23 protein-coding genes and 2 other annotated features are annotated in these 25,748 nt (G+C 32.7%); all 23 genes read left to right on the top strand.

Features of this window, described 5'->3' with window-relative positions:
- Positions 1-18: 18 nt before the first annotated feature.
- The 23 genes from ispF to tuf (I2A66_RS14620) all read left to right on the top strand — a co-directional run bounded on the left by ispF (position 19) and on the right by tuf (I2A66_RS14620) (position 25,694).
- Positions 19-498 (top strand): 2-C-methyl-D-erythritol 2,4-cyclodiphosphate synthase, encoded by a 480-nt coding sequence (ispF, locus tag I2A66_RS14730; protein ID WP_122641111.1) that lies wholly within the window; start codon positions 19-21, stop codon positions 496-498.
- Positions 499-561: 63 nt separating this feature from the next.
- Positions 562-768, top strand: a binding site (T-box leader).
- A gap of 74 nt (positions 769-842) precedes the next feature.
- Positions 843-2,558 (top strand): proline--tRNA ligase, encoded by a 1,716-nt coding sequence (locus tag I2A66_RS14725; RefSeq protein ID WP_147516904.1) that lies wholly within the window; start codon positions 843-845, stop codon positions 2,556-2,558.
- A 201-nt stretch (positions 2,559-2,759) separates the two neighbouring features.
- Complete coding sequence (gene gltX, locus I2A66_RS14720; RefSeq protein WP_147516905.1) at positions 2,760-4,241, top strand: glutamate--tRNA ligase; 1,482 nt, start codon at positions 2,760-2,762, stop codon at positions 4,239-4,241.
- Between the two features lie 200 nt (positions 4,242-4,441).
- Positions 4,442-4,594 carry a hypothetical protein gene (locus I2A66_RS14715; RefSeq protein ID WP_164489094.1) on the top strand — a complete coding sequence of 51 codons (153 nt, stop codon included), beginning with the start codon at positions 4,442-4,444 and terminating at the stop codon, positions 4,592-4,594.
- Between the two features lie 128 nt (positions 4,595-4,722).
- Positions 4,723-6,120, top strand: coding sequence for a cysteine--tRNA ligase (gene cysS / locus I2A66_RS14710; RefSeq protein WP_147516906.1), 1,398 nt, complete (start codon positions 4,723-4,725; stop codon positions 6,118-6,120).
- A 2-nt stretch (positions 6,121-6,122) separates the two neighbouring features.
- Positions 6,123-6,521 (top strand): Mini-ribonuclease 3, encoded by a 399-nt coding sequence (locus tag I2A66_RS14705; protein WP_147516907.1) that lies wholly within the window; start codon positions 6,123-6,125, stop codon positions 6,519-6,521.
- Positions 6,522-6,650: 129 nt separating this feature from the next.
- Entirely contained in the window at positions 6,651-7,385 is a 735-nt protein-coding gene (rlmB, locus tag I2A66_RS14700; protein ID WP_164489096.1) for a 23S rRNA (guanosine(2251)-2'-O)-methyltransferase RlmB, read from the top strand.
- 4 nt (positions 7,386-7,389) lie between these two features.
- On the top strand, positions 7,390-7,917 hold the full coding sequence (locus tag I2A66_RS14695; RefSeq protein ID WP_122641117.1) for an NYN domain-containing protein: 528 nt from the start codon (positions 7,390-7,392) through the stop codon (positions 7,915-7,917).
- Positions 7,918-7,979: 62 nt separating this feature from the next.
- Positions 7,980-8,627, top strand: a complete 648-nt coding sequence (gene sigH, locus I2A66_RS14690) for an RNA polymerase sporulation sigma factor SigH (RefSeq protein WP_147516908.1) — start codon at positions 7,980-7,982, stop codon at positions 8,625-8,627.
- A gap of 69 nt (positions 8,628-8,696) precedes the next feature.
- Positions 8,697-9,890: an elongation factor Tu gene (gene tuf, locus I2A66_RS14685; RefSeq protein WP_122641119.1), complete on the top strand. Its 1,194-nt coding sequence runs from the start codon at positions 8,697-8,699 to the stop codon at positions 9,888-9,890.
- A 206-nt stretch (positions 9,891-10,096) separates the two neighbouring features.
- Positions 10,097-10,246, top strand: a complete 150-nt coding sequence (rpmG, locus tag I2A66_RS14680; protein WP_122641120.1) for a 50S ribosomal protein L33 — start codon at positions 10,097-10,099, stop codon at positions 10,244-10,246.
- 25 nt (positions 10,247-10,271) lie between these two features.
- Complete coding sequence (gene secE, locus I2A66_RS14675) at positions 10,272-10,499, top strand: preprotein translocase subunit SecE (protein ID WP_122641121.1); 228 nt, start codon at positions 10,272-10,274, stop codon at positions 10,497-10,499.
- Between the two features lie 14 nt (positions 10,500-10,513).
- Entirely contained in the window at positions 10,514-11,056 is a 543-nt protein-coding gene (gene nusG, locus I2A66_RS14670) for a transcription termination/antitermination protein NusG (RefSeq protein WP_122641122.1), read from the top strand.
- 38 nt (positions 11,057-11,094) lie between these two features.
- Positions 11,095-11,520: a 50S ribosomal protein L11 gene (rplK, locus tag I2A66_RS14665; RefSeq protein ID WP_122641123.1), complete on the top strand. Its 426-nt coding sequence runs from the start codon at positions 11,095-11,097 to the stop codon at positions 11,518-11,520.
- 71 nt (positions 11,521-11,591) lie between these two features.
- Positions 11,592-12,290 (top strand): 50S ribosomal protein L1, encoded by a 699-nt coding sequence (rplA, locus tag I2A66_RS14660; protein WP_122641124.1) that lies wholly within the window; start codon positions 11,592-11,594, stop codon positions 12,288-12,290.
- A gap of 51 nt (positions 12,291-12,341) precedes the next feature.
- Positions 12,342-12,471 (top strand) — a sequence feature (ribosomal protein L10 leader region).
- Between the two features lie 45 nt (positions 12,472-12,516).
- Positions 12,517-13,020 carry a 50S ribosomal protein L10 gene (gene rplJ, locus I2A66_RS14655; protein ID WP_122641125.1) on the top strand — a complete coding sequence of 168 codons (504 nt, stop codon included), beginning with the start codon at positions 12,517-12,519 and terminating at the stop codon, positions 13,018-13,020.
- A gap of 87 nt (positions 13,021-13,107) precedes the next feature.
- Positions 13,108-13,470, top strand: a complete 363-nt coding sequence (gene rplL / locus I2A66_RS14650; RefSeq protein WP_122641126.1) for a 50S ribosomal protein L7/L12 — start codon at positions 13,108-13,110, stop codon at positions 13,468-13,470.
- Positions 13,471-13,738: 268 nt separating this feature from the next.
- The gene (gene rpoB, locus I2A66_RS14645) at positions 13,739-17,446 is read left to right on the top strand and encodes a DNA-directed RNA polymerase subunit beta (protein WP_122641127.1); all 3,708 of its coding nucleotides are present in this window, start codon (positions 13,739-13,741) and stop codon (positions 17,444-17,446) included.
- A 42-nt stretch (positions 17,447-17,488) separates the two neighbouring features.
- Entirely contained in the window at positions 17,489-20,977 is a 3,489-nt protein-coding gene (gene rpoC / locus I2A66_RS14640) for a DNA-directed RNA polymerase subunit beta' (protein WP_195251910.1), read from the top strand.
- Positions 20,978-21,258: 281 nt separating this feature from the next.
- Complete coding sequence (rpsL, locus tag I2A66_RS14635; protein ID WP_122641129.1) at positions 21,259-21,681, top strand: 30S ribosomal protein S12; 423 nt, start codon at positions 21,259-21,261, stop codon at positions 21,679-21,681.
- Between the two features lie 122 nt (positions 21,682-21,803).
- Positions 21,804-22,274 (top strand): 30S ribosomal protein S7, encoded by a 471-nt coding sequence (gene rpsG, locus I2A66_RS14630; RefSeq protein WP_122641130.1) that lies wholly within the window; start codon positions 21,804-21,806, stop codon positions 22,272-22,274.
- A 56-nt stretch (positions 22,275-22,330) separates the two neighbouring features.
- Positions 22,331-24,397, top strand: coding sequence for an elongation factor G (gene fusA / locus I2A66_RS14625; protein WP_122641131.1), 2,067 nt, complete (start codon positions 22,331-22,333; stop codon positions 24,395-24,397).
- Between the two features lie 103 nt (positions 24,398-24,500).
- Positions 24,501-25,694: an elongation factor Tu gene (gene tuf, locus I2A66_RS14620; RefSeq protein WP_122641119.1), complete on the top strand. Its 1,194-nt coding sequence runs from the start codon at positions 24,501-24,503 to the stop codon at positions 25,692-25,694.
- The last annotated feature ends 54 nt before the right edge of the window (positions 25,695-25,748 follow it).

The following is a 25,748-nucleotide window of genomic DNA, read 5'->3' as shown; positions in this document are numbered from 1 at the left end:
TTATATAGGAGGTATAATATGAGAATAGGAATAGGATATGATGTTCATAAATTAGTAGAAAATAGAAAGTTAATTATAGGTGGAGTGAATGTTCCACATGAAAAAGGATTATTAGGTCACTCAGATGCTGATGTTTTAACTCATGCAGTTATGGATTCGATATTAGGAGCACTTGCTTTAGGGGATATTGGTAAGCATTTCCCGGATAATGATGAAAAATATAAAGGTGCTGATAGTATAAAATTGTTAGAGTTTGTAAATAATTTAATAAAGAATAAAGGTTATAAAATAAATAATGTAGATTGCACAATAATAGCTCAAAGTCCTAAAATGGCACCTCATATTCAAAAAATGAGAGAAAATTTCGCTAAAGCGTTAGATACAGATATAGATAACATAAATGTAAAAGCAACAACAGAAGAAGGTTTAGGATTTACTGGAGCTAAAGAAGGTATAGCAGCACAAAGTGTATGTACTATTGTAAAAGTTGACAAGTAATATTAAATAATATATTATTATGAATAGATTATTTGATAAAAGTAAATACCATAGTTAATAATATAAAATGCAATTATGAAGAAATAGTAAAAGATGAAATCTTTACAGAGAGGAAACGTGGCTGAGAGTTTCTAAGAGGAAGTTTTTGAACCAGTCTTCTAGCTTAAGAACAGTAACAAGTTCTTACGTTTTGGAGCGTTATATCCTACTTAAGGGAGCCTTATGGCTAATTAGAGTGGTACCGCGGAAAGCTAACCTTCCGTCTCTATATTTATTATAGAGACGGAAGGTTTTTTTGTATTTAAATTTTAAGAATGAATATTTAACCAAGGAGGAAATGTAAAATGAGAATGTCAAAGATGTTAATGCCAACATTAAAAGAAGTTCCATCTGATGCAGAAATAACAAGTCATCAGTTAATGTTAAGAGCAGGGATGATAAGAAAGATGGCTTCAGGAGTGTATAACCAATTACCTATGGGTATAAGAGTTTTTAATAAGATACAAAATATAATAAGAGAAGAAATGAATGCTAAAGGTGCTCAAGAAATACTATGTTCAGGTCTTATACCATCTGAGTTATGGAAAGAGTCTGGTAGATGGAATGTAATGGGACCAGAAATGTTTAGATTAAAAGATAGAAACGAAAGAAGTTACTGTATGGGTCCAACTCATGAAGAAGTTTTTACTGATTTAGTAAGACAAGAAGTTACATCTTATAAGCAACTTCCATTAAATTTATATCAAATACAAGTAAAATATAGAGATGAAAGAAGACCTAGATTTGGTGTTATGAGAACTAAAACTTTCACAATGAAAGATGCATATAGTTTCGATGTAGATCAAGAAGGATTAGATAAGTCATATCAAGATATGTTTGAAGCATATACAAATATATTTGCTAGATGTGAATTAGAAAACAGCCCAGTTCAAGCTGATTCAGGAGCAATGGGTGGATCAGCTTCAGCTGAGTTTATGGTTAAATCAGAAGTTGGAGAAGATGAGATAGTATTCTGTTCAGGATGTGACTATGCTGCTAATATAGAAAAAGCAACTTCAGTAAATCATGAAGCTTCAAATGAAGAAATGAAAGAAATGAAGGAAGTTCATACTCCAGGAGTTCATACAATAGACGAATTAGTAGAATTCTTCAAAGAAGATGCAGGTAAGTTTGCAAAAACTTTAATATACTATGCTGATGGAAAATCTGTAGCAGTAGTAGTAAGAGGAGACAGAGATGTTAATGAAACTAAGGTTGCTAATGCTATAGGTGGAGCTGTAGAGTTTGAGCTTGCTAGCGAAACAACTATAAGAGAAGTAACAGGCGCTGAAGTTGGATTTGCTGGACCAATAGGAATAAAGACTGATTACTTATTAATAGACCAAGAAGTAGTAGATCAAAAAAATGTAGTAATAGGTGCTAATAAGACTGAATACCACATAGAAAATGCTAACTATGGAAGAGACTTTGAAGGTACAGTTGGAGACTTTAGAAACGTTAATGAAGGTGACAAGTGTACAAAGTGTGGTAGCGCTTTAGAAGTTGCTAGAGGTGTTGAAGTTGGACACATATTCAAATTAGGAACTAAATACTCAGAATCTATGGGAGCTACGTTCTTAGATAACAATGGTAAATCTCAACCAATAGTAATGGGATGTTACGGAATTGGTGTAGAAAGAACTGCAGCTGCTGTAATAGAACAACATCATGATGAAAATGGTATAATTTGGCCTTTAGCTATAGCTCCATATCATGTAGTAGTAGTTCCTGTAAACATTAAAAAAGATGAACATAGAGAAAATGCTGAAAAAATATATGAAGAGTTAAAAGCTATTGGCGTAGAAGTGCTATTAGATGATAGAGATGAAAGAGCTGGAGTTAAGTTCAAGGATTCTGAATTAATAGGTATACCAATGAGAATTACTGTAGGTAAAGATATAGTAGATGGAAAAGTTGAATTTAAGTTAAGAAATAGCCAAGATAAAGAAGTTATAGGATTAGATGAAATAAAATCTAAAGTAGAAGCTGAATTTATAAAAAATAATGTTAAATTAGGATAATAAATAAGATAGTATATATAATCCACTGTATATGTTAATAATTCTATGTATATGTGGATATATATACTATCTTAAATTGATTTAAAATCTAATTATCCACAAAAGGATTCCTTTTTAGTCATTTGGATAAAATAAAAATACAATATATAGACGTTTTTTGATATTATAAAAGATGTATGAAAATAATCAGGAGGTAAAGAGATGAGCGTAAGAGTAAGATTTGCTCCAAGTCCAACTGGATTTGTACATATAGGTAGTTTAAGAACTGCTTTATATAACTACTTATTTGCAAAAAAAATGGGCGGAGAATACATATTAAGAGTTGAAGATACTGATCAAACTAGATTAGTTGAAGGTGCTATAGAAAACATGTTAAATGCAATGAGCTGGGGTGGAGTTAACCACAGTGAAGGTGTTATGTTAGATGAAAATGGAAACATAGTTCAAAAAGGTGAATATGGTCCATATATACAATCAGAAAGATTAGATATATATAAAGAATACATACAAGAGTTATTAGATAGCGGAAAAGCTTACTACTGCTTCTGTTCAAAAGAAAGGTTAGATGAAGTAAGAGAAAAACAAAAAGAAGCTGGAGAAACTCCAAAATATGATGGTCACTGTAGAGATTTATCAAAAGAAGAAATCGAAGAAAAGATAGCAGCTGGTATACCTTATGTAATAAGACTAAGATTGCCAGAAAATCATGTAATAAAATTCACTGACTTAGTTAGAGGAGAAACTGAATTTAATACTAATGATTTAGATGATCAAGTTTTAATAAAAACTGATGGTTTCCCAACTTACCATTTTGCAGTTGTAGTTGATGACCATTTAATGAAAATAACTCATGTAATAAGAGGAGAAGAATGGGTTTCTTCAACTCCAAAGCATGTTTATTTATATGAAGCATTTGGATGGGAAGCTCCAACATTTGTACATTTACCAAATATACTTAACAAAGAAAAGAAAAAATTAAGTAAAAGACATGGTGATGTTGCAGTTGAAGATTTCAAGAAAAAGGGATACTTACCAGAAGGACTAATAAACTATGTTGCATTAGTTGGATGGTCTCCAGAAGATAATCAAGAATTATTCACTATGGAAGAATTAGAGAAAGCATTCTCGGTAGAGAGAGTATCTAAGAGTGGTGGAGTATTTGACACTGAAAAATTAAATTGGGTTAACCAACATTATATAAAAGAAGCGGATGATGCTTACTTAACAGACTTAGCTATACCATTCTTAGTTGAAGCTGGATTTGTTACAGAAGAAGAAGCCAAAGAAAAATATGACTTCTTAAAAGGTATGGTATCAGTGCTAAAAGAAAAATTACAATATGTAAAAGAAGTAACTGACCACGCTTCAATATTCTTTGGAGATAAGGTAGAGTTAGAAACTGAGGAATGTGAAGATTTCTTAAAGTTAGAGCATATACCGACGTTAGTAAATGCATTAGAAGAAAAAATATCTAATGCAGAAGTATTAGATGAGGCATTTGTAAAAGCTATGTTCAAAGAAATACAAAAAGAGCATGGAATAAAAGGTAAAAATTTATTTATGGGGTCAAGAATAAGTTTAACTGGTCAAATGCATGGACCGGATTTACCAAAAACTATGGAAGTTTTAGGAAAAGAAATTTGCTTAAATAGATTAACTTATGTAAAAAATAATATATTATAGTTAAAAAAAGTCCACTGCATAGCGGTGGGCTTTTTTATATGTAATTATTTGGAGGAAATATTTATATATGATAGTAGAGGAGTTTTATTATTAAAATTTAATATATAAATTATATGTTAATTAAGAAAATTAATAATAAATAGGTTTTAATAATTTAAAAATATTAAATAAATTGGTTTGTTTAAAAACAAGGGGGTACTATGTATAATAATATAGAAGATGTTAAAAAAGAGTTAGAACAACTTTGTGAGGATTACATAGAAGCATTAGAACTGTTAAAAAATAAAAATATAGTAAGTAATGATACTTTCGAAGAATGTGTAAGCAATAAAGTTTTATTCTTAGATAGGTAATACTGAATATTTTTTATAGAATAGCTGGATATAATAGTAATACTATTAATTGTAAGTGTTTTCAATTATAATATAGTATATAATTATTGTGTTATGGGAATTTATAACAATATAGTGAGGTGATGAGTGTGAAATTATATAATACAATGACTAGGCAGAAAGAAGAGTTTGTTCCTATTGAGGAAGGAAAGGTAAAGATGTATGTATGTGGACCTACGGTTTATAATTATATACATATAGGAAATGCAAGACCTTTTATTATATTTGATACATTAAGAAGATATTTAGAATATAGAGGCTATGATGTAACTTATGTGCAAAACTTTACAGATGTAGATGATAAAATTATAAAAAGGGGTCATGAAGAGGGAATATCTCCAGAAGAAGTTGCGAAGAAATATATAAATGAATATTTTGTAGATTCTGATGGATTAGGAATAAAGAGAGCATCTGTACACCCACAAGTTACAGATAATATACAACAAATAATAGATTTTGTTAAAGAACTAGAAGATAAAGGGTATGCATATGAAGTGAACGGAGATGTATACTTTGATACTAAAAAGTTTGAAGGTTATGGAAAGCTTTCAGGACAAAAACAAGATGAATTAGAAGCGGGTGCTAGAATAGAAGTAAACGATCAAAAAAGACATCCTATGGATTTTGTACTTTGGAAGGCAAAAAAAGAAGGAGAACCAGGATGGCAAAGTCCTTGGGGTGAAGGTAGACCAGGATGGCACATAGAATGTTCTGTTATGTCTAATAGATACTTAGGAGAAACGATAGATATACATGCAGGAGGCCAAGATTTAACTTTCCCACATCATGAAAATGAGATAGCTCAGAGTGAAGCTAGAAGTGGAAAAACTTTTGCTAATTACTGGATACATAATGGATATATAAATATAAATAATGAAAAAATGAGTAAATCAAAAGGAAACTTCTTTACAGTAAGAGATATATCTAAATTATATGATTTAGAAATTGTAAGGTTCTTTATGTTATCAGCTCATTATAGAAATCCAGTTAACTTTAGTGATGAGATGTTAAATCAAGCAAAAGCAGGTTTAGATAGATTGTATAATACTAAAGAAAAATTAGAATTTACTATAAGTAATTTAAAAGAATCTAATATGACACAAGGTGAATTAAAACTAGCAACAGAATTAGATGGATTTAGAAGTAAATTTATAAACTCTATGGATGATGATGTAAATACAGCAGATGCTATAAGTGTTATATTTGAATTAGCCAAGTTTATAAATTCAAATATTAATGAAAATTCATCATTAGAATTTGCTAATAAATGTTTAGATGAATTTAATGAATTAACTTCTGTATTAAATATAGTAAATAAGAAAAAAGATGATATACTAGATGAAGAGATAGAAAGCTTAATACAAAAAAGAACAGAAGCTAAGAAAAATAAAAATTATCAATTAGCGGATGAAATAAGACAAGAATTATTAGATAAAGGTATTGTCTTAGAAGATACAAGACAAGGTGTTAAGTGGAAAAGGATATAATCATGGATAGATCAGAATTAATTACTATATCACCACTAGTATTAGCTTATTTAGGAGACACTGTATATGAATCTTATGTAAGAGAGTACTTAATAAGAAAAAATATAAATAAAAAAGTTAATGACCTTCATAAAAGTGCTATAAAATATGTTAATGCAAAAGCGCAAGCAACTATTATACATGAAATAGAGAATGAATTAAGTGAAGATGAAATGAGAATTTATAAAAGAGGAAGAAATCAAAAATCTCATACATCTCCTAAAAATGCAGATATTATAGATTATAAGCATTCTACTGGATTTGAGGCATTAATAGGGTATTTATATTTAAATGAGGAGATAAGTAGGCTAAAGTATATAATATCTAAAGGTTTAGAAATTGTAGAAAATAATATGAAATAAAATTAGTTAAAAAGTATTGTCTTAATTAAATGACAATGCTTTTTTTTGTAAATGATGTATAATAGTAGTTATAAATAAAACATTATAATATATAGGTAATTATAAAGAACAAAATAGGCGGTGAAAGAATTGGCAAATATAGAAGGAAGAAATCCAGTTATAGAGGCAATAAAAAGTAATAGAGAGATAGATAAAATAATGATATCTAACTCTGCAAAAGAAGGATCTATAAAGAAAATTATAGGTATGGCAAAAGAAAAAAATATCGTAATACAATATGTAGATAAAAATAAATTAGATGAAATAAGTACAAGTCACACCCATCAAGGCGTAATAGCACAGGTTAGTGAATATAAATACTATGATTTAGATGAGTTAATCCAATCAGCTAAAGAAAAATCAGAACATCCATTTTTTATAATATTAGATGAGATAACAGACCCGCATAATCTTGGGACAATAATAAGAACAGCAGATGCAGTTGGTGCTCATGGAGTAATAATACCAAAGAGAAGAAGTGTACACATAACACCAACAGTAGCAAAAGCATCAGCTGGTGCAGTAGAGTATGTGCCAGTATGTAAAGTAACCAATATAGTAAATACTATAAAGAAGTTAAAAGAAGAAGGTCTGTGGATTGCTGCAGCAGATATGGATGGACAACCATTCTATGAACAAAATCTTACAGGTCCAATAGGTTTAGTTATAGGAAGTGAAGGATTTGGAATATCAAGGCTTGTAAAACAAAACTGTGATTTCACAGTTAAAATGCCTATGGTAGGGAATGTTACATCTTTAAATGCTTCTGTAGCTGGAGGAATTCTTTTATACGAGATATTCAGACAAAGAACAGGTAAAAAATAACATAATGAGAAAAAAGACAAATTCTTATTTAATAATAGATGGTTACAATATTATAAATGCATGGGATGATTTAAAAGAAATATCTAAATATAGTTTAGAGGATTCGAGAGAAAAGCTTATACATTATATAATTGATTATGCAGAGTTTACAGGTAAAAAAGCAATAATAGTGTTTGATGCTTATAATATAAAAAACTCTAAAGAAAAAGTGGAAAATAGAAAGCATATAACAATTGTTTATACAAAAGAACTTCAGACAGCAGATAGTTATATAGAAAAATTTATAAGTACACTATCTAAGTATGATGAGGTAAAGGTAGTTACAAATGACTATGCTGAGCAACAAATTGTTTTAGGTAAAGGGGCTAGCAGAGTTTCTGCAAGAGAACTAAAACTAGATTTAGATGTTGCAAAGGAAAGGATAAAAGAGAGAGCTAATAGCCAACAGAAAAAAATACAAAGAAATTTCTTGGAAGATAGGTTAGATAAGGAAACATTGTCGAAACTTGAGAACATTCGTAGAAAGCGTTGAAGTAGCAAAGTTTATTAGACTATAATATATCTATGAGATTGTTTACAGGGGGAGAAATTTTAATGGCAATAGCAGAAGAAAAGGAATATGAATTTTTAGATAATAGTCAACAAGATGAGTATAATATAGTATTAAAAGCTAGTAATGGGGATAAACTAGCATTAGAGTATATTATTATAAAGTATAGAAACTTTGTAAAAGCGAAAGCAAAATCATATTTTTTGGTAGGTGCAGATAAAGAAGATATAATACAAGAAGGAATGATAGGTCTTTATAAAGCTGTAAGGGATTTTGATGGAAGTAAAACAAATTCCTTTAAATGTTTTGCGGAAATATGCATAACAAGACAAATAATAACAGCTATAAAAACAGCAACGAGACAAAAACATATACCGCTGAATTCGTATATATCATTAAATAAACCAATATATGATGAAGAATCAGATAGAACTCTTTTAGATATTATAGCTACTAGTATAGTAACAGATCCGGAAGAACTTATAATAAGCAAAGAAGAGTTAAAGCGAATTCAATCAAAGATGGACGAGCTGTTAAGTGATTTAGAATTAGAAGTATTAGAATTATATCTAAATGGCAAGTCATATCAGTACATAGCTGATAGATTAAATAGAGATGTAAAGTCAATAGATAACGCTCTTCAAAGGGTTAAGAGAAAATTGGAAAAACATCTTGAAAACAGAAATGATTAATAGTAAAATACTTACCATAAGCTTATTACAAGCAAAATTATATAAGATAACAATAGGAGGTATTTCAAAATGGCTAAAGCTAAATTTGAAAGAAGTAAACCACATGTTAATATAGGAACAATAGGTCACGTTGACCACGGTAAAACTACATTAACAGCTGCTATAACAAAAACTTTACACGAAAGATATCAATTAGGAGAAGCTGTAGACTTTGCTAACATAGATAAAGCTCCAGAAGAAAGAGAAAGAGGTATCACAATATCAACTGCTCACGTTGAGTACGAAACTCCAAACAGACACTACGCTCACGTTGACTGCCCAGGACATGCTGACTACGTTAAGAACATGATAACAGGTGCTGCTCAAATGGACGGTGCTATATTAGTTTGTTCAGCAACTGATGGACCAATGCCTCAAACAAGAGAGCATATATTATTATCAAGACAAGTTGGTGTACCATACATAGTAGTATTCTTAAACAAATGTGATATGGTAGACGATGAAGAATTATTAGAGTTAGTTGAAATGGAAATAAGAGACTTATTAAACGAGTACGAATTCCCAGGAGATGACACTCCAATAATAAGAGGATCAGCTTTAATGGCTTTAGAAGATCCAACTTCAGCTTGGGGAGATAAGATAGTAGAATTATTCGAAATAATAGACGAATATATACCAGCTCCAGAAAGAGATGTTGATAAAGATTTCTTAATGCCAGTAGAAGACGTATTCTCTATAACAGGTAGAGGAACAGTTGCTACAGGTAGAGTTGAAAGAGGTATATTAAAAGTTCAAGACGAAGTAGAAGTAGTAGGACTTTCAGAAGAACCAAGAAAGATAGTAGTTACTGGAGTAGAAATGTTCAGAAAATTACTAGATCAAGCAGAAGCTGGAGATAACATAGGAGCATTATTAAGAGGTGTTCAAAGAACTGAAATAGAAAGAGGACAAGTATTAGCTAAGCCAGGAACAGTTAAAGCTCACACTAAATTCATGGCTGAGATATACGTTCTTAAAAAAGAAGAAGGTGGAAGACATACTCCATTCTTCGATGGATACAGACCACAATTCTACTTCAGAACAACTGACGTAACAGGAGCTTGTAAGTTACCAGAAGGAATAGAAATGGTAATGCCAGGAGATAACGTAACTATAGAAGTTGACTTAATAAACTCTATATGTGTTGAAGAGGGATTAAGATTCGCAATAAGAGAAGGTGGAAGAACAGTAGCATCAGGTGTTGTTGCTTCTATAATGGAATAATCTCTTATTAAAGAATTATTCATAGATTAAGAGGGGGGAAACCTCCTCTTTTTTTAAAGATTGAAGGTACAAAAACATTGACAGTCATATTAATTTGTGATAACTTATACAAGGTAATGATTTGGAAGGTAATAATACTTCAATTAAATAAATTAAAGTATTATATTATTTAATATATTTACTTATAAAAGTTGGAGGTGTAACAGATGAGAGTAAAAGTAACTTTAGCATGCTCAGAATGTAAGCAAAGAAACTATAACACTACTAAAAACAAGAAGAATAATCCAGACAGAATAGAATTACAAAAATATTGTAGATTCTGTAAGAAACACACTGCTCATAAAGAAACAAAATAGTTTTAATTAAGGATGTGAGTGTAGTATGGCTACTCAGGTAAATAATGGCGTTATGGCCAAGAAAAAAAGATTTAGTTTAGTATCTTACATAAAAGACACTAAGCAAGAACTAAAAAGAGTTACGTGGCCGACAAAAAAGGAATTACTGAAAAATACAGGAATAGTTTTAACTGTAGTTATTTCGTTCACTATATTAGTATGGCTATTAGACACTGCTTTATCTGGTGCGCTAGCATTTATACTAAGTAGATAAAAAGGAGAAAAATAATGTCAGAATTACAAGAAGCAAAATGGTATGTAGTTCATACCTATTCAGGACATGAAAACAAGGTTAAAGCTACTATAGAAAAAGCTGTAAAGACTAGAGGTATGGAAGATTGCATAACTCAAGTCGTTGTTCCTACTGAAGATGTAGTAGAAACTACTAAAACAGGTAAGGAAAAAACAAGACAAAGAAAAGTATACCCAAGTTATGTGCTAATCAAAATGGTTATAACAGACGAATCTTGGTATATTGTAAGAAATACTAAGGGCGTTACAGGGTTCGTTGGACCAGGTTCAAAGCCGGTACCATTAAGTGATGACGAAGTTATTGCTATGGGTATTGATTTAGAGTCTACTAAAATTGTTAATGGAGATACTGATTTAGAGGTTGGAGACAACGTTGAAATCAAAAATGGTCCATTCAGCGGTAAAATAGGGACTATAGAAAAAATCAATATGGAAAATAGAACTGTTACTGTTTTCTTGGATGCTTTTAATAAAAAGACTCCATTTGAAATGGACATTGATAGTATAGAAAGAATATAATTTTTTATATGTAAATAATCTGAGGAGGTGCGATTAAAATGGCTAAAAAAGTTATAGGTCAAATAAAATTACAAATACCTGCAGGAAAGGCTACTCCAGCACCACCAGTTGGTCCAGCATTAGGACAACACGGTGTTAACATAATGGGATTCACTAAAGAATTCAATGCTAAAACTGCAGATCAAGCTGGGATGATAATACCAGTTGTTATAACTGTATATCAAGATAGATCATTCAGTTTCATAACAAAAACTCCACCAGCTGCAGTATTATTAAAGAAAGCTGCTGGTTTAGATTCAGCTTCAGGAGAACCAAACAAGAAGAAGGTTGCTACTTTATCATCTGATGAAGTTAGAAAAATAGCTGAATTAAAAATGCCTGACTTAAACGCTGCATCAGTAGAAGCTGCTATGAGCATGATAGCTGGTACTGCTAGAAGTATGGGTATCGTTATAGAAGACTAATTTTAAATTAGACACTTCGCATAGAAGTGGGAGGTTTTAAAACCGAAAATAACCACGAGGAGGAAAATAAAATGGCTAAAAAAAGCAAAAAGTATGTAGAAGCATTAAGCAAAGTTGATAGAACTAGAATGTACGATGCTAAAGAAGCATTAAACTTAGTTTCTGAAATAGCTAATGCTAAATTCGATGAGACTGTTGAAGCTCATATAAAATTAGGTGTTGACTCTAGACACGCGGATCAACAAGTTAGAGGTGCGGTTGTATTACCACACGGAACTGGTAAAACTAAAAAAGTTTTAGTTTTTGCTAAAGGACCAAAAGCTGAAGAAGCTAAAGCTGCAGGAGCAGACTTTGTAGGTGCTGAAGAATTAGTACAAAAAATACAAGGTGAAAACTGGTTCGATTTCGATATAGTTGTTGCTACTCCAGATATGATGGGTGTAGTTGGGAGATTAGGTAGAGTATTAGGACCAAAAGGTTTAATGCCAAACCCAAAATCAGGAACAGTTACATTTGATGTAGCTAAAGCTATAGAAGAAATAAAAGCAGGTAAAGTTGAGTACAGATTAGATAAGACTAACATAATACACGTTACTGTAGGTAAAGTATCTTTCGGTGGAGAAAAATTAGCTGAAAACTTTGCTGCATTAATGGATGCTATAGTTAAGGCTAAGCCAGCTGCTGCTAAAGGACAATACTTAAGAAGTATATCAGTAGCTTCTACTATGGGACCTGGAGTAAAAATAAATCCAGCTAAAATAGCAGAATAATTATCCTGTTGACACAGATAAACAAAAATGTTAATATAACATTTGTTGATATAAAAAATAATAGTTTTGCCGTAGACAGTAGGTGCGTAAAGCTTAAATATCCTACCGAGGTTTTAGATGGATTGAATTACTAAAGCTTTGTGTGTCTATAAAATGATACGAAAGCTTTTTTTAATGAGATATACGGCGTAAACAAACCTATCAGGTGAAGGAGGTGCACGTTTAGATGAGACAAGCTATAGAACTTAAATCACAAGTTGTAAGTGAAATAGTTGAGAAGTTACAAAAATCTTCTTCTGCAGTTGTAGTTGACTACAAAGGATTAACAGTTGAAGAAGTAACTGAATTAAGAAAGAAAATGAGAGAAGCTGGTGTTGAATATAAGGTATACAAAAACACTTTAGTAAGAAGAGCTGCTAAAGAAGTTGGTATAGAACAATTCAATGACGAGTTATTAGTTGGAACTAACGCAATAGCATTCGGATACGAAGATCCTGTTGCTCCAGCTAGAATATTAAAAGAATTTATGGATGCTCATCCAAAAATGCAATTAAAAATGGGTGTAGTAGAAGGAGAATTCTACAACGAGTCTCAAATAGTTGAGTTCGCTAACATACCATCAAGAGAAGTTCTTCTTGCTAAGTTACTTGGAAGCTTAAAGGCTCCAATGTCAAACTTTGCATACTTAATAGATGCAATGATAAAGAAAGCAGAAGGACAAGAAGCTTAATTGTCAATTTTGAAAAAATAGATAAGGTTGCATAGTGACGTTATCATAATAAAAATAATTTAAGAAAAATATTCGGAGGTGCTAAAAATGACAATAGAACAAATATTAGAAGCTATAGAAAACATGAAAGTTTTAGAATTAAATGAATTAGTTAAAGCTGCTGAAGAAAAATTCGGTGTATCTGCTTCAGCTCCAGTTATGATGGCTGGTGCAGTTGCTGGTGGAGCTGCTGAAGAAAAAACTGAATTCGACGTAGTATTAGCAGGAGCTGGATCTTCAAAAGTTGGAGTTATAAAAGCTGTTAGAGAAATAACTGGATTAGGATTAAAAGAAGCTAAAGAAGTAGTTGACAACGCTCCTAAGACTGTTAAAGAAGGAGTTTCTAAAGAAGAAGCTGAAGAAATGAAAGCTAAGTTAGAAGCTGCTGGAGCTACTGTAGAAGTTAAGTAGTTTTTATAAATGAAACGGAAAAGATGCCTTTTGGCATCTTTTTTTTTACTTTATTAAAAAAATAAAAAATATGCAAGAAAAATAGAATTATAGATTGGCATTTTGTGCATAATAAATAATGCATATTTTATGAGGTTGAATAATTATGCACAGATTGTGTAATAGTTGTTAATATACATATTGAAAAATAACAATTCTTATGGTAAAATTATTAGATGCGTTAGAATGACTATGGTTTTATTTTTAATTATTGAGAGGTGAAAAGTGAATGCCACATCCTGTCACGATAGGTAAGAGAACTAGAATGAGCTTTTCTAAGATAAAAGAAATAGCTGATTTACCAAATCTTATAGAATTACAAGTTGATTCTTATAAGTGGTTTTTAGAAGAAGGGTTAAAAGAAGTATTTGAAGATATTTCTCCAATAGAAGATTATACAGGTAATCTTATATTAGAATTTGTTGATTACTCTTTAGATGATAAGCCGAAATACGATATAGAAGAATGTAAAGAAAGAGATGCTACATACTGTGCACCTCTAAAAGTTAAAGTAAGACTTATAAATAAGGAAACTGGGGAAATAAAAGAACAAGAAGTATTTATGGGCGATTTCCCACTTATGACTGAAAGAGGAACTTTCGTTATAAATGGAGCGGAAAGAGTTATAGTAAGTCAATTAGTTAGATCTCCGGGTGTTTATTATGCTGAAGAGAGAGATAAAACTGGTAAGAGACTTATATCTTCTACTGTTATACCTAACAGAGGGGCATGGTTAGAATATGAAACAGATTCTAATGATGTTATATCTGTAAGAGTAGACAGAACTAGAAAACAACCAGTTACTGTTTTATTAAGAGCATTAGGTATAGGTACTGATGCTGAAATCATCGAACTTTTAGGAGAAGATGAAAGATTAAGTGCTACTTTAGAAAAAGATAATACTAAGACTGTTGAAGAAGGATTAGTAGAAATATACAAAAAGTTAAGACCAGGTGAGCCACCTACAGTTGAAAGTGCTTCATCATTATTAAATGCATTATTCTTTGATCCGAAGAGATATGACTTAGCTAAAGTTGGTAGATATAAATTCAACAAAAAATTAGCTTTATGTTATAGAATAATGAATAAAGTTTCAGCTGATGATATAATAAATCCTGAAACAGGAGAAGTATTCGTTAAAGCTGGAGAAAAGATATCTTATGAGACAGCTAAAGATATACAAAATGCAGGTATAAATGTAGTAAACATACTTGTTGATGAAGACACTACAGTTAAAGTTATAGGAAATAACTTTGTAGACATTAAGTCTCACATTAATTTTGATATAGATGAATTAAATATAAAAGAAAAAGTTCACTATCCAACATTAAAAGAAATATTAGATGAGTATAGTGACGAAGAAGAAATAAAAGAAGCGATAAAAATAAGAATGAAAGAGCTTGTACCAAAGCACATTTTACTAGATGATATAATCGCTTCAATAAGTTATGAATTTAACTTATTCTATGAAATAGGTAATATAGATGATATAGACCACCTAGGAAATAGAAGAATAAGATCAGTAGGAGAATTACTACAAAACCAAGTAAGAATTGGTTTATCTAGAATGGAAAGAGTTATAAGAGAAAGAATGACTGTTCAAGACATGGAATCTATAACTCCACAAGCTTTAGTAAACATAAGACCTGTTTCTGCAGCTATAAAAGAATTCTTTGGTAGTTCTCAGTTATCTCAGTTCATGGACCAAACAAACCCATTATCTGAGTTAACACATAAAAGAAGATTATCTGCATTAGGGCCTGGAGGGCTTTCAAGAGAAAGAGCTGGATTCGAAGTTCGTGACGTTCATCATTCTCACTACGGAAGAATGTGTCCAATAGAGACTCCAGAAGGACCAAACATCGGTCTTATAAACTCATTAGGAACTTATGCTAAGATAAATGAATATGGATTCATCGAGTCTCCTTATAGAAAATATGATAAGGAAGCAGGAAGAATAACAAATGAAATACATTATTTAACTGCTGATGAAGAAGATTTATTCGTAAGAGCTCAAGCAAATGAACCTTTAACTGAAAATGGCGAGTTCATAAACAGCAGAGTTGTTTGTAGAACAGTAAATGGTGCAGTTGAATTAGTTCCAGCAAGTAGAGTGGATTATATGGATATATCTCCTAAACAAGTTGTTTCTATAGCTACAGCTATGATACCATTCTTAGAGAATGACGATGCCAACCGTGCCCTAATGGGATCGAACATGCAGCGTCAAGCCGTGCCTCTAGTAAGAAGAGAAGCACCAATTATAGGTACAGGAGTAGAATATAGAGCAGCGAAAGACTCTGGAGCAGTTGTAGTTGCTAAAAACTCAGGTATAGCAGAAAGAGTTACTGCAGATGAAATAATAATAAGAAAAGAAGATGGAAGTAAGGACAGATATAAATTACTTAAATTTAAACGTTCAAACTCTGGTACTTGTATAAACCAAACTCCAATCATCAATAAAAATGATGAGATAAAAGCAGGAGATGTTATAGCAGATGGACCGGCTACAGATTTAGGTGAAGTAGCATTAGGAAGAAACTGCTTTATAGCATTCATGACTTGGGAAGGTTATAACTATGAGGATGCCATCTTAATAAACGAAAGATTAGTTAAAGAAGATAGATTATCAACAATTCATATAGAAGAATATGAATGTGAGGCTAGAGACACTAAATTAGGACCAGAAGAAATAACTAGAGATATACCAAATGTATCTGAAAGTGCTATAAAGAACTTAGATGATAGAGGTATAATAAGAATAGGTGCTGAAGTAGATTCAGGAGATATATTAGTTGGTAAAGTAACTCCAAAAGGAGAAACTGAACTTACTGCTGAAGAAAGATTACTTCGTGCAATCTTCGGAGAAAAAGCAAGAGAAGTTAGAGATACTTCACTTAAGGTTCCTCATGGAGAGTCTGGTATAATCGTTGATGTAAAAGTATTTACTAGAGAAAATGGAGATGATTTATCTCCAGGAGTTAACGAATTAGTTAGATGTTATATAGCTAAGAAGAGAAAAATAAAAGTCGGAGATAAAATGGCCGGACGTCATGGTAACAAAGGGGTTATATCTAGAGTATTACCTGAAGAAGATATGCCATTCATGGCTGATGGAACTCCACTTGACATAGTTCTTAACCCACAAGGGGTACCATCTCGTATGAACATCGGTCAGGTACTTGAAGTTCATTTAGGACTTGCTGCTAAGGCTTTAGGATGGCATGTTGCAACATCTGTATTTGATGGAGCAAAAGAAGGCGATATAAGAGAAGCTCTTAAAGAAGCTGGATATCCAGAAGATGGTAAGTTAACACTGTACGATGGTAGAACTGGTGATACGTTTGACAATAGAATAACTGTAGGATACATGTACATGCTTAAACTACATCACTTAGTTGATGATAAGTTACATGCAAGAAGTACTGGACCATACTCATTAGTAACTCAACAACCACTTGGAGGTAAAGCTCAATTTGGTGGACAAAGATTTGGTGAGATGGAGGTTTGGGCATTAGAAGCATATGGTGCAGCTCACATCCTTCAAGAAATACTTACAGTTAAGTCTGATGATGTTGTAGGACGTGTTAGAACTTACGAAGCAATAGTTAAGGGAGAAAATATTCCAGAACCAGGAATCCCTGAATCGTTCAAAGTTCTTATAAAAGAACTTCAAAGTTTATGTTTAGATGTTAAGGTATTAACTGATGAAGATAAAGAAATAGAAGTAAGAGAATCTGTTGATATAGATGAAACAGATGGAAACTTCGAAATAAGTCTTATAGACGATATGCAAGAAGTAGAAGATACTCACATAATCGAAGAAATAGATGATGAATTAGTTGATGAAACAGATGCAGATATGGATAATCTAGATCTTGAGGAAGATATGGATTATGACGATTTAGATTATGAAAATGAAGATTTTGATATATAGTTTTTAATTAGTGCAAATATCAAATAGAAGGGAGAGAACTCCTTGTTTGAATTAAACAATTTTGAGTCGATAAAAATAGCGTTAGCTTCTCCAGAAAAAATTAGAGAATGGTCAAGAGGAGAAGTAAAAAAACCTGAAACTATAAACTACCGTACTTTAAAGCCTGAAAAAGACGGTTTATTCTGTGAAAGAATATTTGGACCACAAAAGGACTGGGAATGTCACTGTGGTAAGTATAGAAGAGTTAGATACAAAGGTGTAGTTTGTGATAGATGTGGAGTAGAAGTTACTAAAGCTAAAGTAAGAAGAGAAAGAATGGGACATATAGAGCTAGCAGCTCCTATGTCTCATATCTGGTACTTCAAAGGTATACCAAGTAGAATGGGTCTTTTACTTGATATGTCTCCAAGATCTTTAGAGAAAATATTATACTTTGCTTCATATGTTGTAATTAACCCAGGTGAAACTGGATTAAATGCAAAGCAACTATTAACTGAAAAAGAATATAGAAGTGCAGTTGAAAAATATGGATACAACTCTTTCGAAGTAGGAATGGGTGCTGAAGCAGTTAAAGAACTACTTAAGAACATAGATTTAGAAAGAGAAAGTAAAGAATTAAGAGCTGACTTAAAAGACAGTACTGGTCAAAAAAGAGTTAGAACTATAAGAAGATTAGAAGTTGTAGAAGCGTTTAAAAAGTCTGGAAATAAACCAGAATGGATGATATTAGATGCAATACCTGTAATACCACCAGATTTAAGACCAATGGTTCAATTAGATGGTGGAAGATTTGCAACTTCTGACTTAAATGATTTATATAGAAGAGTTATAAATAGAAATAACAGATTAAAGAGATTATTAGAACTTGGAGCACCTGACATTATCGTAAGAAATGAAAAGAGAATGCTTCAAGAAGCAGTAGATGCTTTAATCGACAATGGTAGAAGAGGTAGACCTGTAACAGGACCTGGTAATAGACCACTTAAATCTTTATCAGATATGTTAAAAGGTAAGCAAGGACGTTTCCGTCAAAACTTACTTGGTAAACGTGTTGACTATTCAGGACGTTCTGTTATAGTTGTTGGACCAGAACTTAAATTCTATCAATGTGGTCTTCCAAAGAAGATGGCTCTTGAATTATTCAAGCCATTTGTAATGGATAAATTAGTTAAAGAAGGATATGCACACAATATAAAGAGTGCTAAGTCTATAGTAGAAAAAGTTAAACCAGAAGTATGGGACGTTTTAGAAGACGTTATAAAGAGCCATCCAGTTCTATTAAACCGTGCTCCTACTCTTCATAGACTAGGTATCCAAGCATTTGAACCTGTTTTAGTTGAAGGTAAAGCTATAAAGCTTCACCCACTTGTATGTACAGCATACAATGCCGACTTCGATGGTGACCAAATGGCGGTACACGTACCTTTATCAGTTGAAGCACAAGCAGAAGCAAGATTCTTAATGCTTTCTGTAAATAATATACTTGCTCCTAAAGATGGTACACCAATAACTACTCCTTCTCAGGATATGGTTTTAGGATGTTACTATTTAACAATCGAAGCTCAAGGTGGAGAAAAAGGAACAGGAATAATATTTAAAGATTATAATGAAATGTTACTTGCTTACCAAACTGGTGCAGTAGAACTACATGCATTAGTTAAAATGAGAGTAGTATTACCAGACGGTAGAAAATCTCTTGTTGAAAGTACAGTAGGTAGATTTATATTCAATGAAAATATACCTCAAGATTTAGGATTTGTAGATAGAAGTGTAGATCCATTCGGATTAGAAGTAGATTTCTTAGTTACTAAAAAATCTTTAGGAACAATAATAGATAAATGCTTTAGAAGACATGGAAATACAGAAACAGCTATATTACTAGATCATATAAAAGCTTTAGGATTCAAATTTTCAACTAGAGGTGGTATAACTGTTGCAGTTGCAGATATGAAAGTTCCAGAAGCTAAAAAAGCATACTTAGCAGAAGCTGAAGAAAAAGTTGATAAGTATGAAAGAGCATATAGAAGAGGATTAATATCTAATGAAGAAAGATATGAGAGAGTTATAGAAACTTGGTCAGAAACTACTGATAAAGTAACAGACGCTCTTATGGAAGGTCTTGAAAGATTAAACAACATCTATATAATGGCTCACTCTGGTGCCAGAGGTTCTAAGAACCAGATAAGACAGTTAGCTGGTATGCGTGGTCTGATGGCCAATGCATCTGGTAAAACAGTTGAGGTTCCAGTTAAATCTAACTTCCGTGAAGGTTTATCAGTAATGGAATACTTCACATCATCACATGGTGCTAGAAAAGGTCTTGCCGATACTGCACTACGTACTGCCGATTCAGGTTACTTAACAAGAAGACTTGTTGATGTCAGTCAAGATGTTATAGTTAGAGAAGTTGATTGTGGTACAACAGATACTACAGAAATAGTTGCAATAAAAGATGGAAATGAAGTAATAGAAGAATTATATGACAGAATAGTTGGTAGATATACTATAGAAGCTATAGTATATCCTCAAACTGGAGAAGTTTTAGTTGAAGAGGATGCTATGATAACAGAAGATGACGCTGAAAAAATAATAGCATCGGGAATAGAAAAGGTTCAAATAAGAACTGTTCTTAATTGTAAGACTACTCATGGAGTATGTTCTAAGTGTTACGGAAGAAACTTAGCTACAGGTAAAGAAGTTAACATAGGTGAAGCTGTTGGTATAATAGCTGCTCAGTCTATCGGTGAACCAGGTACACAGCTTACAATGCGTACATTCCATACAGGTGGGGTTGCCGGTGGAGATATAACTCAAGGTCTTCCAAGGGTTGAGGAATTATTCGAAGCTAGAAAGCCAAAAGGTTTAGCTATAATAACTGAAATATCAGGTAGAGTTGAAATAGATGAAACTGGTAAGAGAAAAGAAGTAGTTATAGTTCCAGAATCAGGTGAAAATGAAGTTTATGCAATACCATATGGTTCAAGAGTAAGAGTAAAACAAGGACAAATGGTAGAAGCTGGGGACCCATTAACTCAAGGTTCTATAAATCCACATGATATCGTAAGAGTTAAAGGTATAGGTGGAGTTCAAGAGTATATAGTTAAAGAAGTTCAAAGAGTTTATAGAATGCAAGGGGTTGACGTTAACGATAAGCATATAGAAGTTATAGTAAGACAAATGCTATCTAAAGTTAAAGTTGAAGATCCAGGAGATACAGATTTATTGCCAGGTGGATATGAAGATGTATTGACATTCAATAAATGTAATGAAGAAGCTATAGCTAATGGATTAAGACCGGCAACTGCAAAGAGAACTTTATTAGGTATAACTAAAGCATCTCTTGCTACAGAATCATTCTTATCTGCTGCATCATTCCAAGAAACTACAAGAGTTTTAACGGAAGCTGCAATAAAAGGTAAAGAAGATAGACTTATAGGTTTAAAAGAAAATGTAATATTAGGTAAATTAATACCAGCAGGAACAGGTATGAAGAGATATAAAAACATAGCTGTTGAAAAAATACAAGACTAAGAACTGATAAAGATAAAGAAATCTTGACAGTAATTGTGTCTGGTGATAAAATGTAAAAGTATGAAATTTAAAAGATTACTAAGGATTTTTTGTCCTTAGTAACTTTTAAATGGACTTTTAAATATACAAAGAACTAGCAGCACCAAGCTAAGAAGTGCTAAAACCACATTTTATGTGTGTTAATAGACATTTAATTGTGTATTATGAGTAATATTGAACGTATTACTTGCAAGTTGGCGGTCATTAAGATCGAAAATTATTAAAAGAGGAGGTGCGGATGAATGCCAACAATTAACCAATTAGTTCGTAAAAGTAGAAAGGCAATAGAGAAGAAATCTACTGCTCCAGCATTACAAAAAGGATACAATTCTTTAAACAAAAAAACTACTGATGCAAGTGCTCCACAAAAAAGAGGAGTTTGTACTTCAGTAAAAACAGTTACTCCTAAGAAACCTAACTCAGCTTTAAGAAAAGTTGCCAGAGTTAGATTAACTAACGGTATAGAAGTTTCTGCTTATATACCAGGAGAAGGACACAACTTACAAGAACATAGTGTTGTTCTTATAAGAGGAGGAAGAGTAAAAGACCTTCCAGGGGTTAGATACCACATACTAAGAGGTACTTTAGATACTGCAGGTGTTGATAAGAGAATGCAAGCTAGATCTAAGTACGGTGCTAAGAGACCTAAAGCTGCAAAGAAATAATAAAAATTAACAATTGATTATAGTGCGGTGCTTTAAATATATAGACATATTTATGGCATCACGGCATTATAAAATGTCGAGTACCTATGATTTAAGATTAAATAATTAAGGAGGGAAGCAAAATGCCAAGAAAAGGTAATGTTCCAAAAAGAGAAGTTTTACCAGATCCAATGTATGGAAGTAAGGTAGTAACTAAGTTAATAAACAACTTAATGATAGATGGGAAAAAAGGGAAAGCTCAAACAATAGTTTACGATGCTTTCGCTATGATAGCTGAAAAAACAGGAGAAGATGCTTTAGAAGTATTCAATACTGCTATGGAAAACATAATGCCTGTTTTAGAAGTTAAAGCAAGAAGAGTTGGTGGAGCTAACTACCAAGTACCAGTTGAAGTTAGACCTGAAAGAAGACAAACTTTAGGTTTAAGATGGTTAGTAAACTATACTAGAGCTCGTGGAGAAAAAGGTATGGTTGAAAAGCTTGCCAAAGAAATAATGGATGCTGCTAACAATACAGGAGCTTCTGTTAAGAAGAAAGAAGATACTCATAAGATGGCAGAAGCTAATAAAGCATTTGCTCACTACAGATTCTAATAAATAGAATAGACTGATAACCTTAAGAGAAATAGGATATCATAAGGAGGATAACCATGACTAGAAAGTTTCCTTTAGAGAAAACTAGAAATATAGGAATCATGGCTCATATAGATGCAGGGAAAACTACTACAACAGAAAGAATCCTTTTCTATACTGGGCAAACTCATAAAATAGGAGAAACTCACGAAGGAGCTTCTCAAATGGACTGGATGGAGCAAGAGAAAGAAAGAGGTATAACAATAACTTCTGCTGCTACTACTGCTCAATGGAAAGGTCACAGAATAAATATAATAGATACTCCAGGACACGTCGATTTCACAGTTGAGGTTGAAAGATCTCTAAGAGTTCTTGACGGATCTGTTGCAGTTTTCTGTGCTAAAGGTGGGGTTGAACCTCAATCTGAGAATGTATGGAGACAAGCTGACAACTACGGAGTACCAAGAATGGCATTCGTAAATAAGATGGATATCATGGGTGCAGACTTCTACAATGTTGTACAAATGATGAAAGACAGATTAAATGCAAATGCTGTACCAGTTCAATTACCAATAGGTAAAGAAGATTGGTTACAAGGTGAAGTTGACTTAGTAGAAATGTGTGCTCACATATACAAAGACGACTTAGGAAAAGAAATAGAAAAAACAGAAATACCAGAAGATATGAAAGAATTAGCTGCTGAGTGGAGAGAAAAATTAATCGAAGCTGTAGCTGAAACTGATGAAGAGTTAATGATGAAATATCTTGAAGGTGAAGAGTTCTCTGTAGAAGAAATAAAAACTGCTATAAGAAAAGCTACTATAGCATGTGAAATGAACCCAGTATTCTGTGGTTCTGCATACAGAAACAAAGGTGTTCAGTTATTATTAGATGGTGTTGTTGATTACTTACCAGCTCCAACTGATATACCAGCTATAAAAGGTGTATTAGAAGATGGAGAAGAATCAGAAAGACATTCATCTGATGAAGAACCATTCTCAGCTTTAGCATTCAAAATAATGACTGACCCATTCGTTGGGAAGTTAGCATTCTTCAGAGTTTACTCTGGAATAATGCAAGGTGGATCTTACGTTCTTAACTCTACTAAAGGTAAGAGAGAAAGAATAGGTCGTATCCTTCAAATGCATGCTAATACAAGAGAAGAAATAACTGAAGTATACGCTGGTGATATAGCTGCAGCAGTAGGATTAAAAGATACTACTACTGGAGATACTTTATGTGATCCAGCTCATCCAATAATACTTGAATCTATGGAATTCCCTGAACCAGTTATATCTGTTGCTATAGAGCCTAAATCTAAAGCTGCTCAAGAAAAAATGGGTATAGCTCTTCAAAAATTAGCTGAGGAAGATCCAACTTTCGTAGTTAAGACTGATGAAGAAACAGGACAAACTATAATATCAGGTATGGGTGAATTACACTTAGAAATAATCGTTGATAGATTATTAAGAGAATTCAAAGTTGAAGCTAACGTTGGTGCTCCACAAGTTGCTTACAGAGAAACTATAACTCAACCAGTTGATGTTGAATACAAGTACTCTAAGCAATCAGGTGGTAGAGGACAATATGGTCACGTTAAGATCAGAGTTAATCCTCAAGAACCAGGTTCTGGATACAAATTCGAAAACAAAACTGTTGGTGGATCTGTTCCAAAAGAATACGTTGGACCAACAGATGCAGGTATACAAGGAGCTATGGCTGCTGGTATAGTTGCTGGATACCCAGTTGTTGACGTTGCTGTTGAATTATACGATGGTTCTTACCATGAAGTCGATTCATCAGAAATGGCATTCAAAATGGCAGGATCTATGGCTATGAAGGACGCTCTTAAGAAAGGTAACTCTGTATTACTAGAGCCATTCTTCAAAGTAGAAGTAGTTACTCCAGAAGAATACATGGGAGACGTTATGGGTGGATTAAACTCTAAGAGAGGACTAATCCAAGGTATGGAAGCTAGAAATGGTGCACAAGTTATAAATGCATTCGTTCCACTTTCAGAAATGTTCGGATACTCTACAGAGTTAAGATCAACTACTCAAGGTCGTGCAACATACACTATGATATTCGACCACTATGAGCAAGTTCCAGCTTCAGTTGCTAAGAAAATAGCTGAAGGAAAATAATTAATAATAACTTTTAATTAAGTTAATTATATATAAATTTAAAAAAAGTAAGGTGAGGTTTGCCTCGCCTTACATAAAAATATATTCAGGGAGGTATTTCAAAATGGCTAAAGCTAAATTTGAAAGAAGTAAACCACATGTTAATATAGGAACAATAGGTCACGTTGACCACGGTAAAACTACATTAACAGCTGCTATAACAAAAACTTTACACGAAAGATATCAATTAGGAGAAGCTGTAGACTTTGCTAACATAGATAAAGCTCCAGAAGAAAGAGAAAGAGGTATCACAATATCAACTGCTCACGTTGAGTACGAAACTCCAAACAGACACTACGCTCACGTTGACTGCCCAGGACATGCTGACTACGTTAAGAACATGATAACAGGTGCTGCTCAAATGGACGGTGCTATATTAGTTTGTTCAGCAACTGATGGACCAATGCCTCAAACAAGAGAGCATATATTATTATCAAGACAAGTTGGTGTACCATACATAGTAGTATTCTTAAACAAATGTGATATGGTAGACGATGAAGAATTATTAGAGTTAGTTGAAATGGAAATAAGAGACTTATTAAACGAGTACGAATTCCCAGGAGATGACACTCCAATAATAAGAGGATCAGCTTTAATGGCTTTAGAAGATCCAACTTCAGCTTGGGGAGATAAGATAGTAGAATTATTCGAAATAATAGACGAATATATACCAGCTCCAGAAAGAGATGTTGATAAAGATTTCTTAATGCCAGTAGAAGACGTATTCTCTATAACAGGTAGAGGAACAGTTGCTACAGGTAGAGTTGAAAGAGGTATATTAAAAGTTCAAGACGAAGTAGAAGTAGTAGGACTTTCAGAAGAACCAAGAAAGATAGTAGTTACTGGAGTAGAAATGTTCAGAAAATTACTAGATCAAGCAGAAGCTGGAGATAACATAGGAGCATTATTAAGAGGTGTTCAAAGAACTGAAATAGAAAGAGGACAAGTATTAGCTAAGCCAGGAACAGTTAAAGCTCACACTAAATTCATGGCTGAGATATACGTTCTTAAAAAAGAAGAAGGTGGAAGACATACTCCATTCTTCGATGGATACAGACCACAATTCTACTTCAGAACAACTGACGTAACAGGAGCTTGTAAGTTACCAGAAGGAATAGAAATGGTAATGCCAGGAGATAACGTAACTATAGAAGTTGACTTAATAAACTCTATATGTGTTGAAGAGGGATTAAGATTCGCAATAAGAGAAGGTGGAAGAACAGTAGCATCAGGTGTTGTTGCTTCTATAATGGAATAATCTCTTATTAAAGAATTATTCATAGATTAAGAGGGGGGAAACCTCCTCTTTTTT

The sequence above is a fragment of the Romboutsia sp. 1001713B170207_170306_H8 genome, from assembly GCF_015550495.1.
GTDB lineage: Bacteria > Bacillota > Clostridia > Peptostreptococcales > Peptostreptococcaceae > Romboutsia_E.
Note: the sequence above shows the minus strand (reverse complement) of the source record. Positions and strands in the feature narration are given on the sequence as shown.

Excerpts from the sequence above, each read along its gene's own strand:
- I2A66_RS14715 (WP_164489094.1), top strand. The coding sequence starts at position 4,442 with ATGTATAATAATATAGAAGATGTTAAAAAAGAGTTAGAACAACTTTGT.
- rpmG (WP_122641120.1), top strand. The coding sequence starts at position 10,097 with ATGAGAGTAAAAGTAACTTTAGCATGCTCAGAATGTAAGCAAAGAAAC.
- gltX (WP_147516905.1), top strand. The coding sequence starts at position 2,760 with ATGAGCGTAAGAGTAAGATTTGCTCCAAGTCCAACTGGATTTGTACAT.
- I2A66_RS14705 (WP_147516907.1), top strand. The coding sequence starts at position 6,123 with ATGGATAGATCAGAATTAATTACTATATCACCACTAGTATTAGCTTAT.
- sigH (WP_147516908.1), top strand. The coding sequence starts at position 7,980 with ATGGCAATAGCAGAAGAAAAGGAATATGAATTTTTAGATAATAGTCAA.
- I2A66_RS14695 (WP_122641117.1), top strand. The coding sequence starts at position 7,390 with ATGAGAAAAAAGACAAATTCTTATTTAATAATAGATGGTTACAATATT.
- I2A66_RS14725 (WP_147516904.1), top strand. The coding sequence starts at position 843 with ATGAGAATGTCAAAGATGTTAATGCCAACATTAAAAGAAGTTCCATCT.
- rplK (WP_122641123.1), top strand. The coding sequence starts at position 11,095 with ATGGCTAAAAAAGTTATAGGTCAAATAAAATTACAAATACCTGCAGGA.
- rplA (WP_122641124.1), top strand. The coding sequence starts at position 11,592 with ATGGCTAAAAAAAGCAAAAAGTATGTAGAAGCATTAAGCAAAGTTGAT.
- rplL (WP_122641126.1), top strand. The coding sequence starts at position 13,108 with ATGACAATAGAACAAATATTAGAAGCTATAGAAAACATGAAAGTTTTA.
- fusA (WP_122641131.1), top strand. The coding sequence starts at position 22,331 with ATGACTAGAAAGTTTCCTTTAGAGAAAACTAGAAATATAGGAATCATG.
- ispF (WP_122641111.1), top strand. The coding sequence starts at position 19 with ATGAGAATAGGAATAGGATATGATGTTCATAAATTAGTAGAAAATAGA.
- tuf (WP_122641119.1), top strand. The coding sequence starts at position 24,501 with ATGGCTAAAGCTAAATTTGAAAGAAGTAAACCACATGTTAATATAGGA.
- rpoB (WP_122641127.1), top strand. The coding sequence starts at position 13,739 with ATGCCACATCCTGTCACGATAGGTAAGAGAACTAGAATGAGCTTTTCT.
- rplJ (WP_122641125.1), top strand. The coding sequence starts at position 12,517 with ATGAGACAAGCTATAGAACTTAAATCACAAGTTGTAAGTGAAATAGTT.
- secE (WP_122641121.1), top strand. The coding sequence starts at position 10,272 with ATGGCTACTCAGGTAAATAATGGCGTTATGGCCAAGAAAAAAAGATTT.
- nusG (WP_122641122.1), top strand. The coding sequence starts at position 10,514 with ATGTCAGAATTACAAGAAGCAAAATGGTATGTAGTTCATACCTATTCA.
- rpsL (WP_122641129.1), top strand. The coding sequence starts at position 21,259 with ATGCCAACAATTAACCAATTAGTTCGTAAAAGTAGAAAGGCAATAGAG.
- tuf (WP_122641119.1), top strand. The coding sequence starts at position 8,697 with ATGGCTAAAGCTAAATTTGAAAGAAGTAAACCACATGTTAATATAGGA.
- rpsG (WP_122641130.1), top strand. The coding sequence starts at position 21,804 with ATGCCAAGAAAAGGTAATGTTCCAAAAAGAGAAGTTTTACCAGATCCA.